Source organism: Sorangiineae bacterium MSr11954 (assembly GCA_037157815.1).
Taxonomy (GTDB): Bacteria; Myxococcota_A; Polyangia; order Polyangiales; family Polyangiaceae; genus Pendulispora; species Pendulispora albinea.
Map to the genome: position 1 here is coordinate 10855163 of CP089984.1, position 12475 is coordinate 10867637.

At 67.8% G+C, this 12475-nt stretch carries 8 protein-coding genes; 1 reads left to right on the top strand and 7 read right to left on the bottom strand.

Annotation, left to right across the window (positions count from 1 at the left end; all coding sequences use genetic code 11):
• Positions 1-10 precede the first annotated feature (10 nt).
• The 5 genes from LZC94_42550 to LZC94_42570 form a co-directional block, all read right to left on the bottom strand.
• The gene (locus LZC94_42550) at positions 11-997 is read right to left on the bottom strand and encodes a GNAT family N-acetyltransferase (GenBank protein WXB14494.1); all 987 of its coding nucleotides are present in this window, start codon (positions 995-997) and stop codon (positions 11-13) included.
• Between the two features lie 2 nt (positions 998-999).
• Positions 1000-3093, bottom strand: coding sequence for a beta-galactosidase (locus tag LZC94_42555; GenBank protein ID WXB14495.1), 2094 nt, complete (start codon positions 3091-3093; stop codon positions 1000-1002).
• A gap of 47 nt (positions 3094-3140) precedes the next feature.
• Entirely contained in the window at positions 3141-5018 is a 1878-nt protein-coding gene (locus LZC94_42560; GenBank protein ID WXB14496.1) for an ABC-F family ATP-binding cassette domain-containing protein, read from the bottom strand.
• Positions 5019-5033: 15 nt separating this feature from the next.
• A complete protein-coding gene (locus LZC94_42565; protein WXB14497.1) occupies positions 5034-6218 on the bottom strand; it encodes an STAS domain-containing protein in 1185 nt (394 codons plus the stop codon).
• 154 nt (positions 6219-6372) lie between these two features.
• Entirely contained in the window at positions 6373-7422 is a 1050-nt protein-coding gene (locus LZC94_42570) for a phosphotransferase (protein ID WXB14498.1), read from the bottom strand.
• 97 nt (positions 7423-7519) lie between these two features.
• Between LZC94_42570 and LZC94_42575 the strand changes: the two genes are divergently transcribed.
• Positions 7520-8122 carry a 16S rRNA (guanine(527)-N(7))-methyltransferase RsmG gene (locus LZC94_42575; protein WXB14499.1) on the top strand — a complete coding sequence of 201 codons (603 nt, stop codon included), beginning with the start codon at positions 7520-7522 and terminating at the stop codon, positions 8120-8122.
• Here the strand turns inward: LZC94_42575 and LZC94_42580 are convergent.
• Both LZC94_42580 and LZC94_42585 read right to left on the bottom strand, forming a co-directional pair.
• Positions 8052-11210 carry an efflux RND transporter permease subunit gene (locus LZC94_42580; protein ID WXB14500.1) on the bottom strand — a complete coding sequence of 1053 codons (3159 nt, stop codon included), beginning with the start codon at positions 11208-11210 and terminating at the stop codon, positions 8052-8054. The two genes, LZC94_42575 and LZC94_42580, sit on opposite strands and share 71 nt — an antisense overlap.
• A gap of 10 nt (positions 11211-11220) precedes the next feature.
• Positions 11221-12462, bottom strand: a complete 1242-nt coding sequence (locus LZC94_42585) for an efflux RND transporter periplasmic adaptor subunit (GenBank protein WXB14501.1) — start codon at positions 12460-12462, stop codon at positions 11221-11223.
• Positions 12463-12475 lie beyond the last annotated feature (13 nt).

Below are 12475 nucleotides of genomic sequence, written 5' to 3' on the forward strand. Positions count from 1 at the left end.
GAGATTGGATTTAGAACCAGCGCGTATGCTCGCTCACCAACTTCACGGGCGTCCGATCGAAATCGAACTTGAATTGCGCGATGTTACGGCGCTTCTCATCCGTATCGCCCGGCATCGGAATACCGCCGAGGTCGAAGGTGGCACACCCCTCGTCGCGCGCCCACCGAATGGCCGCGAGGAACGGGAGCGCCATCTTCGAAAAGGTTCGATGGGAGCGGTCCGTGGCGCCAATCACGAACGTGGCCACGGCTCCGTGGCGAACGATGAGCGCCGCGGCGACGGTCTCGCCCTCGTGCTCACACAAGAAGAGCGCCGCGGGCCCCTTCGGCGCCAAACGCTCGGCCAGGCGTGAAAAGTAGAGCGGCGTCTTGGTGTTCATCGACTGCTCCGACATCAGCTCACCATAGAGCCGGGCCAGGATGGGCATGTCGGCCGAGGTCCCCATGCGGGCGCGTGCACCCGCCTTCTCGGCTTGCTTGAGCTTGCGGCGCAAGGTCGCGCGATCGCCGCCGGCCAGGATCTCGGCGTCGCTTCGATCGCCAAGCGGAAGACGGAGCGTATTGATGTGGGCACCGTCGGCTTTCTGCGTATTCGTAAACCGATCGCGGGCCAGCGCACGCTCGACCGCCTCGGCGTCGGTGTCGCTCCAATAAGGCATGATCGAGAGCCGCGCGATGCCGTGCAGCCGCGTCGTATGGACCAGCGCGCGCACCACATGGCTCATCCGCTCCGGATCGGCGCACACTGGACCGCGATCCATGTGCGCGACCGGCGCCACGATGAGACGGGCCGCGCGCGGGCGGAGCAAGAGCCCCGCCCCCACGACCTTCCCGCCGTCTTGGGCGAGGAACCACCTCTTGGCGAGCGGACGGCCCGCCGTCACGATTTCGCTCCAGACCCGGGTCTGCGAATAGTGACCGCCCTGCGCTTCGTCGATGAAACGGTCATAGAGCTCCGCCTGCTCCGGCGAGAGCTTCTCTTCGAGCATGACGCGCATACTCACCCCTCGATAGCCATCATACGTACGGTGCGCGCGGGCACCGTCAAATCGAATCCACCGGCGCTGCGCGTCACGCGCGACCAGCGATGGTGCGGCGGCAGCAAGTCGACCAACGTGGTGGCGCCCGGGAGCGCGACCCGCGCGGTCACCTCCACGGCGGTGGGGTTCATGAAAAACGCGACCTTGGCCGTGCCCCGCTCGTCCTCGTGAACGGAGACGAAAATATCGTCGGGCGCGTGCGGGTACGTCGGCAAGCCCAGCTCCTCGATCCGGCGCGCCACCAAGGCGTCGGCCTTCGACATTTCCTCGAGCGGCTCCAGCTCGATGCAGCCCCGCTCGTACGGCGCGTCCAGCTTGCGCAAGCTGCCGTCGCGATCGGGCACGCGCGGGCCCACGGTGACCCGCGTCCCATTGTTCGCCGCGTCGGACAGGGCCGTCCAGAGCTCGCGCTTCACCCCGCCCGCCGTCGCGCAAATGAGCCAGCGCGCGTCGCGCGTGCTCACGTCGAACGTCTCGCCGCCCGCGTACGCGAAGGGCACACCGCGCGCGGCCAGCGCCCGCTCGAACGCGCGCAGATATGCCTCGCCCGTCAAGGTCGGCGCGCCGCCGCCCAGGCCGAAGTCGTCCTCCAGGCAGCTCTCACGGAACCCCGCGCCAATGACGTGGAACATCGCGGGCGTCATGGGCCCGAACGCGTGCGTGGCGCGCGCGAGCCGCCGGAGCGCGCGCGGAACGACCAGCCGCACCGGGGCGCGGCGGGTCAAGGTGTGAAAGCGCGTCTCGGTGAGCGCGCGCGAGAGCGCCTCGTAGCGGGCCGCGAAGGGACGGGGGCGGCCCTGCGGATCGATGGGCGCGCCCACCCAGCGATCGCGCTCCACCGCCATGTACAAATTGTAGCCGCGCAGGCCGTAGGCGAGCGCGGACATCAACGTGTAGAGCGAGTCGTCCTCCTGCAGCGGCGAGAAGAACGGCGGAAACCCTGCCCCCACCTCGGCGCCATAGGCGGGCGCGCGCAGGCCCGCGCAGCGCGAGACGAGCTCGCTGGTGCGGCGCAAGATGGCCGTGTGATCCTGCGGCGTGGCGCGGTGGTAGTAGTCGAGGCCGATCAGATCGAGCTCGATGCGCCCGGCGTTGAGCGGGGTCACCGCCTCGGCGAGCGGGAAGTTGTGCATGGTGGGGATGCCATCGAGCCCGCAAGCCGCCAGGGTGCGCGCCATGCGCTGCATCGCCTCGGCGAGCAGGTGCTCGTGGAACTCCATCCAGTCCATGTGCCGCACCAGATCGTCGGCCGTCTCCGCCTCGAACTTCACCGGCGGCGTCACCGTGGTGAACGACACGTCGGCCTTGCTCCAAGCGGCGCGGAGCTCGCGCGGCGTGCGGTATTTGGCGCGCAGAAAGCGCCGGAACAGGATCACGGCGTCGGGGTGGTAGTCCTGATCGTAGGCGCCGTCGCGGAAATAGAGCGCGCCCTCGTTGTCGACCTGGAGCAGCACGATCGGCCCCTCGGGGTGCCGCAGCGGCGCGAGCTCCTGGGCCACCCGCTCGAACCAGCGCTCCACCTCGGCGTGAAAGACGCGGCTCGCGTAGCTGGGCACCGGAAACGCCACCGGCACGATCGGCAGCATCACCGGGTTGTCGCGCGGCGTGCGCGCTTGGCACGCGCGGTTCCACACGATCCACTCCGGCAAGCCGAAGTACGTGAGCTCCGCGTTGATGTGCGGCCCCGGACGAACCACCGCGCGGAGCCCGCGCTCGTGCGCCATGCGAAGAAAGCGCACCACGTCGAGCCGCGGATCCTTGGCGCCGAAGTCGAACTTCCCCGGCTCGGTCTCGTGCACGCCCCAAGGCACGTACGTGTCGACCAGCAGGAGCCCCATCGCGCGCATGGCGTCGAGCCCCGCGCCCCACGCCTGCGGGTGGTGCCGCCAGTAGTGCATCGACCCCGCGTAGAGCGGCAGGATCGCTTCGCCGCTGGCGCGCAGATCGAGACCGTGCGGGTGGAGCAGGACGCGCGGGGCGGCCACCTGGGGAGAAGGATCGGGTGCGATCTTGAGGCGGCGTGCACGCGGTGTGCGCGTGCGGCTTTCGGGCATTGGAACCTCGCAGGTGCTAGCTGCTAGCACATGTTCCGTGCAGCGCTCTACTTTTGGACGGCGCTGCGGCTCTCCAAATCTTCCCACCGCGCCGTGAGCCGTTCGACCTCGGCGCGCGCCGCATCGAGCAGCCCTTGCGTCTCCTTGGCCTCGTCGGGCGACTTCGCCCAGAGCGAGCCGTCGGCCAGCTTGGCTTCGAGCGCGGAAAGACGCACTTCTGCCTCCGCAATGACATCGAGGATCTTCTCCAGCTCGAGCCGCTCGGCGTAGGTAAGCTTCTTCTTTTCGGGTGCCGCTGGCGTGTTGGACGGAGCGGCCTCCCCCACCCCAACCTTCCCTTTTTGGGGAATGGAGCTCGCCCCCTTCGTCGCCGATGCCGATTCGATCGCGGCCGCGCGGTTCTGGGCCAGGCGTTCGCGGTAGCTCGACCAGTTGCCGCCGTACAAGGTCACCTTGCCGTCGCCCTCGAAGGCGAGGATCGAGGTCGCCACCCGATCCAGAAACCAGCGATCGTGCGACACCACGATGGCGCAGCCGGGCCACGATTCGAGGAGCTCTTCCACGGCCGACAAGGTGACGATGTCGAGATCGTTGGTCGGCTCGTCCAAGAGCAGCACGTTGGCGCCCGTCTTGAGCGAGAGCGCCAGGGCCACCCGCGCGCGCTCACCCCCGGAGAGGGCCGAGACCTTGCGGCGCGACGATTGCCCGTCGAACATGAAGAGCTCCAGGTACGTGCGCACGTCCATGGTGCGATCGCCGATGGACACCGTGCCCGCGCCGGTCCGCTCGGCGCCTTCGCGCTCGGCCACGTTGTCGAGGACGCTCCAATCGTCGCGCAGCATCGCCCGCGACTGATCGAACAGCGCGATGCGCGTCTGCGTCCCGCGCTTCACGGTGCCGCGCAGCGGCTCCACCTCACCGTTCACCACGCGCAGCAAGCTCGTTTTGCCCGCCCCGTTCGGCCCCACCACCCCGATGCGCTCACCGCGCACGATGTTCAACGTCAGATCGCGCACCAAGGTGCGGTCGCCGATGGCCACCGTCACGTTCTCGAGATCGAGGATGGTCCCGCCGAGCTGCCCCGCGCCCTCCTCCAGCCCGGCGAAATCCACGCGCGCCCGCTGCACCAACCCGGGCTCCGCGATCTTCGCGTTGGCCCGCTCGATGCGCGCCTTTTGCTTGGTGCTGCGCGCCTTCGGACCTCGGCGCAGCCACTCGATCTCGCGCCGCAACAGGTTCTGCCGATTGCGCTCGACCCGCTCTTCTTGTGCGTCGCGCTCGGCGCGCTGCTCCAGGTAGTCGGCGTAGGCGCCCAGGTGATCGCTCCGCTTGGTGAACTCCGTCAGGCGACCGGCGTCGAGCTCGAACACGCGCGTCGCCACGGCGTCGAGCACGTAACGGTCGTGGGTCACCATCAGCACCGCGCCGGGGAACGTGTCGCGCAGGTAGGTCTCGAGCCAGGCGATGGTGTCGGCGTCGAGGTGGTTCGTCGGCTCGTCGAGCAGCGCCAAGTCGGGGCGGGCCACGAAGAGCCGGGCCAGCGCCACCCGCCGGCGCTCGCCGCCGCTCAAGGTGGCGACCGGGCGATCGCGGTCGATGACGCCGAGCCGATCGAGCATCTCGTCGACCTCGTGCTCGCCGCTCCATTGCCCGAGCTTCTCCGACACGAGCTCGCGCGCGTTGCGGGCGCCGTCGAGCACCGGCTCCTGCGAGAGGTACAGCATCGAGGCGTCGCGCCGCCGGTCGATGAGGCCCGAGTCGGCGGGCTCGATGCCGGCGAGCAGGCGCAGCAAGGTCGACTTGCCGGTGCCGTTCGGCCCGAGCAAAGCCGCCTTTTCGCCTCGTTTCAGGGTGAAGGTCGCGTCCGTCAGCAGTGGCCGGGCGCCGTAGGCTTTGTGGAGTCCACGGGCCGAAAGAATGGGCATGGCCCGGCTTGTATACTACGTCGGCGGCTTGGGGCCGCCGTTGCTCTGGGCCTGGGGCTGCGGCCGCGCGATTCCCTGCCTCGCCTGCTCGGTCCGCAAGGCGAAGCGAAGGGCGGCCTCCAAGGTGCTGAAGGCCGTGAGCTCCGTCAAATCGAGCTCCAGCCCCACGATGGTCTGCGCCATGTGCGGAGAAATGCCCGAGACCACGCAGCGGGTGCCCAAGAGCGACGCCGCCCGCACCACCTTGAGCAGGTGGTCGGCCGCGCTGGTGTCGATCTCGTCCACCCCCGTGAGATCCAAAATGGTGAAGCGCGCCTGCGTGCGCACGATGCGGTCGAGCAGGCTCTCCAGCATTTGATTGGCGCGGCGGCTATCGACCCTCCCGATGACGGGCAGGGCCAGGATGCCTTGCCATAGCTGCAAGATGGGGGTCGACATCGCGCGGATGGACTCTTCTTGCCGGCGGATGATCTCGATCTTGTCGAGCAAGAGCTGCTCGGTTTGTTTTCGATCGTGGATCTCCTGTTTCAGCCGCTCCTCGGCCTGTTTGCGCTCGTGCACCTCCTGCTTCAAGCGCTCCAGCGCGGCGTCGAGATCGGCCCGCGTGGCCTTGTCGTTGGAGATGAGCTGATCGAGCTGCCCGGCGATGGTGCGCGTGGAGGGGCGCACCAGAAACTCGTCGTACTCGTCGCCGCGCGCCAAAAACGCCGTCTGCTCCGCCCAACAATTGGTGCCGAACAGGATGCTGCAGAACCCCGCGAACCGCCCCGCGAGCGAGCTCGTTCCCCAGCAGACCCCGAGCGCGCGCTGATAGAGCGCCTCCCAACTGTTGCGCACCTGAAAGCGCGCCTCTTTCTTTTCGCGATTCAGGTACGTGAGCTGCCAGTGCCCCAGGCCCACCAAGTTGGCCGCGGCCCCGATGCGCCGCACGCCAGCCTCGAAGGTGGGCTCGGGCTTGAAGAACACGTTCCACTCGTTCTCGACGACCTCTTCCCCCGCGCCGTACAGCGCCAGCTGAAAGCGCTCGGTGCCGACCATCTTGTGGATGCCGGCCATGAAGCTCGCCATCGTGGTCTCGACCGTCATGGCGACCAACGGGATCCCTTCGCACAAGAGCAGTCCCCGGCCCTGATCCCATTCGAAACGCAGAGGCCCTACCATGTACTGCGGATTCTCGATCCCGGGCGTGCTGGTCGCCATACGTCCTCCGTGAGTGACTACTCCGATCCCCCATCGTGCCATGCCGACGCCGCACGTTGGTCCCCCGTCGATCGCAGAGTACTCAGACGGCAGTTTTACACGTTTGCGCCCGCAAACCTAGATCAAACCTAGACCCGAGTGGCGCCGTGATGACCTAGGTCGCGTCTTGGGGTATAGCGCGCGCGAGCACGGCCTCGAGTGCGCGCATGTCTTCATCGTGCGGTGCCAAACGCGCCAAGGAGGCGCGAATCCTGCCGAGGGTAGGTCCCACGAACTTCAGGAACGAGGAGTTCCCATTCACGCGGTCGATGAAGACGAACCGGCCGGCGTCCTTGAGTTTTCGCTGCACCGTCACCCAATCGAACTGCCGGCCCAGCTCGTAGCGCTCCTCGGCCCCGAGCCGCCGGGCCTTCGCGTACTCGTCGAGCCTCGCCTCCACGAAGGGGCGGTCGAAGTCCTGATGGCTGTCCGTGAGGAGCGCCACCAGATCGTAGACGCGCGGACCGAGCATGGCGTCCTGGAAGTCGATCCACACCAGCTCGGGCTCCGCGACCCCCTTGGTGTGCACCATCAAGTTGCGCGACTGGTAGTCGCGGTGGGTAAAGCTGCGCGGAAAGCCGGCGATGCGCTCCGCCATGCGCTCGGCGATCCGCTCGAACGTCTCGCGGTCGCTGGGGCTCAAATGGTGACCGCGGGCCTCGAGCACCCACTCGCGGAAGTGATCGATCTCGCCCTTGATGAGCTCTTCGTCGTACGCCCGCGAGCGCACGATGCAGTCCTCCGCCAGGGTCGTCAGCTTCTCTTGCGCGAGGGCCAGGTCGTGCACCGCTTTGGTGTAGAACGCATCCCTTTTGTCGGGGTGGCGCAGCAGGTAGTGGGCGAGCGTGTCGTCGCCGAGATCCTCGATGAGGAGCCAGCCGCGATCGGTGGCATCGCCCAGCACCTCGGGCACGCGGATGCCTTGCGCGCGAAGGAGCTCGGCCACCTCGAGGAAGGGCCAGCGACGGAGGCTCACGGTCTTCTGGATCTCGTCGGTCTTCACCCCTTGCGGGAAAAACATGGCCACCGCGGTGCGTCCGCCGGCCAAGGTGACGCGGAAATACTTTCGAGTGGAGGCGCCCCCGACCATGGTCTGGAGGCTGACCTTTTGCGTGCCGAGGCGAGCAAGAAGCGCATCGAGTGCGGCGAAGTCATGCGCGAGCATCGTAGCCCGCGTGCTATCACATGCCGTACGCATGGGCGAATTGGGCTCCAGTCTACGTGCCAAAGGAGTGAAGGAAGGTGGATGGGACCTCAAGTCCATGAGCGCCCACTTCAGTGTTTCCAACGCGGCGGAGGTCGACATGCGGCTCGGTACCTGGCTCGATCTTCTCGTCACCTGGAACGCGAAACACGATTTGACGGCGGCGCGCTCGGAGGGTGAGCTCCTCGATTTGATGCTGGCAGATGCGTACGCGTTGTCCGCGCATCTCCCCGAGGGCGCACGGGTGGTGGACATCGGCTCCGGGGCCGGCGCACCGGGCCTCCCGCTCGCCTTGATCCGGCCCGATCTGAAGGTCACCCTCGTCGAGCCGCTGGCCAAGCGCGTCAGTTTTCTACGCACGGTCGTGGGCGCCGTCGGGCGAATCGATATCCAACTTCATCGCGGAAAAGCCGCCGACGTCGCGTCTTCACCTACGAAGTGGGATATCGCCCTATCACGCGCCACATTCTCCCCGGCCGAGTGGCTCGCATGCGGAAAGACCCTGGTCGATCCCGACCAAGGGAGCATCTGGGTGCTTCTCGCGCGCGAGGAGCCTCCCGTGCTCGAGGGCGTGGAGCTTCGCGACACGCTCACATACGAGTGGCCGAACCAGGGTCGAGCACGGCGTGCGGTGCGCTACGCTCCGGTGAAGGCGGCGTAGACTTCGCCGTGCGCGCCTCGCCTCCGAACCAGCGAGCGACCCGCGCCTTGAGCCCCTCGATGAGCAGGTAGACCGCGGGCACGACCACCAGCGAAAGCAGGGTCGAGCTCACGACCCCACCGATGACCGCGATGCCCATGGGCGCGCGGAACTCGCTCCCTTCGCCGCGCGAGATGGCCGTCGGGAGCATGCCCAGGATCATGGCGGCGCTGGTCATCAAGATGGGCCGCAGCCGCTCGGGCCCCGCCTCGAGGATGGCTTGCAGCGGGGTCTCGCCGTGCTCGCGCACCCGCACGATGGCGCGGTCGAGCAGCAGGATGGCGTTCTTGGTCACGAGCCCCATGAGCAGGATGATGCCGATGAGCGAGCCCATGGCCACCGAGTTGCCGCTCATGAACAAGGCCACGATGGCCCCGATGATGGCCAGCGGCAACGTGAGCATGATGGTGAGCGGGTGGATGAAGCTCTCGAACTGCGAAGCGAGCACGATGTAGATGAAGACGATGGCCAGCAAGAGCGCGAGCCCCATGGAGCTGTTCGACTCGTTCATCTGCTTGATCTGACCGTCGAGCCGGTAGCTCGCCCCCGGCGGCATCGGGATCTTCCCGAACGCCGCCTTCATCTCCGGCACGATCTCACCGAGCGAGCGCCCCAGCGGCGAGGCCCAAATCTGAATCTGCCGCTCGCGATCCTGCCGCTCGATCACGTTGGGCCCCTCGCCGCGCTCCACCGTCGCCAGATCCTGCAGCGCCATCGGGCCCTTGGGCGACCACACCGTCATGCGCATCACGTCGTCCACCGAGGCGCGATCGTTCTCACCGAGGCGCACCAAGATGGGCACCTCGTCCTTGCCCTGACGGAGCTTGCTCCCTTCTTGCCCCTCGATCGACGCCCGCAAGGTGGCCGCCAGCTGCGAGACCGGCACCTGCGCGCGCGCCGCCTTGTCGCGGTCGATCCCCACCTTGAGCTCCGGCCGCCCGGGGGTGTACTTCATCTGCGGATCCTGCACGCCCGGGATGGACTTGAGCGCCGCGCGGAACTGGCGCGCCAGCGGCTCGAGCTCCTCGTAGCTGGGCGCGCGCACCAGCACCATGATGGGCGCCTGCGTCCCCGCGCCCTCGACGAAGGCGGGATCGGTGACCGAGACCTTCACGTCGGGCGCGATTGAGTACGCGATCGTGCGCACGCGCTCCTTGAGCACCTGGATGCCCACGTCGCGCGCGTGCTTGGGCACGGTGACGATGCGCCAGTTGATCTTGTTGCTCTCGCCGTTGGGCCCCAAGGTGGAGAACACGGTGACGAAGCGCGGATCCTCGAGCACCTTCTTCTCCAGAGCCTCCGACAGCCGCGCGGTCTCGTCCAGCGAGGTGCCGGCGGGGAGCTCCACCTCGGTGACGAACTGACCGCGGTCCTCCGCGTTGACGAAGTCGCTGCCCATCAAGCCGGCGATGAAGATCATCCCCACGAAGGCGGCGAACGAGAGCCCGAGCACCGTCCACCTGTGGGTCACGCTCCACCCGAGCACCGCGCGGTACACCGACTCGGTGCCTTGGTGCACCGACTCGATGGGCGCCTTGATCCACGCGAAGCGATCGCGCGCGCCGGGCACGTGGGCCTTGGAGAAGCGGCTCGAGAGCATGGGGTCGAGGGTGAAGGCCACGAAGAGGCTGACGAGCACCGACGCCACGATGGTGAGCCCGAACTGCCGGAAGAACTGCCCCACGATGCCGGACATGAAGGCGACGGGGAGGAACACCGCCACCACGGTCATGGTGGTGGCGAGCACGCTCAGCGCGATCTCCTTCGTGCCCTCCAAGGCCGCGGTCTTGGGATCGGCGCCGCGCTCGAGGTGCTTGGTGATGTTCTCGCGCACGACCACGGCGTCGTCGATGAGCAGACCGATGGCCAAGCTCAGACCGAGCAAGGTCATCATGTTCAAGGTGAAGCCGAGCAGGTACATGAGGAAGAACGTCGACACCACGCTGGTCGGCAGCGCCAGGGCGCTGATCAAGGTCGAGCGCAGATCGAGCATGAAGACGAGGATGACCAGGATGGCCATGGCGCCGCCGAACACGATGGACATCTGCACGTCGTCGGCGTTCTCGCGGATGAACTTGGACTGGTCGATGATCGGGTTCGCCCGCACGCCCGCGGGCAAGGTGGCCTGTAGCTTGGCGAGCTTCGCCTTGATGCCGTCCGAGACGGCCACCGTGTTGCGCCCGGACTGCTTGACGATCTCGAACGACACCGCCGGCACGCCGTTGGAGCGGATGCGCGTCTTCAGCTCTTTGTAGCCGTCCTCCACCTCGGCGATGTCCGAGAGGCGAACGCCCGAGCCATCGGGCGTGTTGGCGACGATGACATGGCGGATGTCGTCGACATTGCGAAACTCGCCGATGGTGCGCACGGCGACCTCGCGCGGGCCTTCGTCGAAGTGGCCGGCGGGCACCGTGATGTTCTCGGCCTTGAGCTGCGCCAGGATGGCGGCCGGCGAGAGCTTGAGGGCGTCGATCTTGGCGAGGTTCAAATCGACGTGCACCTCGCGCTCGGCGCCGCCGTTCACGTTCACGGCCGCCACGCCCTCGACCTGCTCGAGCGCGGGCTTGATCACGTCGCGCGCGAGCTGGCCCGTCTCGGGGAGCGAGCGCCCGCCGCCGCTCAAGGTGTAGGTGAGAACGGGGGTGGCGCCGACGTCCAGGCGGCTGATGGCCGGCTCTTTTACCTCGTCGGGCAGCTTGAAGCGGGTCTGCGCCACGCGCTCGCGCACCTGGGTGGCCGCTTCTTGCAAGTCCGTGCCGAGCTTGAAGATGACGATGGTGGTCGATAGGCCTTCGCGCGAGAGGCTGCGCACGGTGTCGAGGCCGTTGAGCGAGACGACGGCGTCTTCGATTTGCTTGGTGACCAGGGTCTCGACCTCGGTGGGCGAGGCGCCCGGGTAGGCGATGTTCACCGAGACGACGGGGAAGTCGACGTCCGGAAACAAGTCCGTGCCGAGGCGAGAGAGGCCCATGAGCCCGAAGACCATGAGCGCGAAGGTCACCATCACGGTGAAGACGGGTCGCTTGATGGCGATGGCCGAGAGGTTCAACGTGCGCTCCTTACTTGGCCGATCCGGCGGTCTCGGGCTTGACGTCCGCCGTCCGCGTCGGGTCCGCGGGCTTTGCGGTGGACGGGCCTTCGAGGAGGACCGATTCGCCTTCCTTGACGTCCGCGCTCGGATCGAGGAGCACCATGTCGGTGGCCGCCAGGCCTTCGCGCACGAGCCACGTTCCATCGGGCGCGGTGGTGGCGATGACGCGCGTGATGTGCGCGCGCCCATCGCGCACCGTAACCAGTTCGCTCTGCGATCCGGGGCGGCGCGCGTTTCCCGGGACGCGCAGGGCATCGACGTCGCGGCCCGCGTCGATGGTGGCGCGGACGAAGCTCCAGGCGAGCAGCTTGGCGTCGTTCTTCACCTCGATCTCGATGGGCGCGCGGCGCGTGGCTTGGTCGAGCGAAGGAACGAGGGTCGTCACCCGCCCGGTCACCGTGCGATCGCGCGTGGAGACCTGCACCTCGGTGCCGGGCCGCACGAGCAGCGCGTCGTCCTCGGAGACGGTGGCGCTCAGCCGAAAGCGCGAGAGATCCTCGATGCGCACGAGGGGCACGCCCGCTTGCACCACGCCGCCGGCCGCCGTCGGCGCCTTGGTCACCAGGCCCGGAAAGGGCGCGACGATGGTGTGATCGCCCTTGCCGGTCCGCGCGAGGCGCTGGGTGGCGCGCGCCGCTTCGAGCTGCGCTTTGGCGAGCGCCACTTGTTGCCGCGCTTGCTCGGCTTGCGCCTCGGGGATCGACTTGGCGTTGGAGAGGGCCTCGGTGCGCCGGAGCGCATCTTGCGCGAGCGCCAGGTTGGCTTGCGACGCGCGGGTCTTGGCCTCCGCCTCGCTCAACTGCGCGCCGGCGCGGCTGGCGTCCAGCACGGCGAGGACGGTCTTTTCCTTCACCTGATCACCGGTGGCGACGTTCACCTTCACGAGGCGGCCCGCCAGCTCGAACCCCACATCGGCGTCGCGCCACGGTCGGAGGGTGCCGGTGATCTCGATGCGCGGGCGAAAGCGCGCGGGCTCGGGGTACACGGCCCGCGAGGGCGCCTTTTGCGCGGCCATGGCCTGCGCGGCCACGCGCTCCTCGGCGACGTGGTGCTTCTTGGCGACGGCTTGCTTCACGCGCGCGCCGAGCACGCCCAGAAACCCGAGGGTCAAGAGGACCCCGAGCGCGATGGTGACCCTCGTGCTCCTGGACGTGCCGGACTTCGGCAGCCCAGAAACGGGAGATTCGGCGGAACGAACGTTCAATGACATGGACGGACCCAGA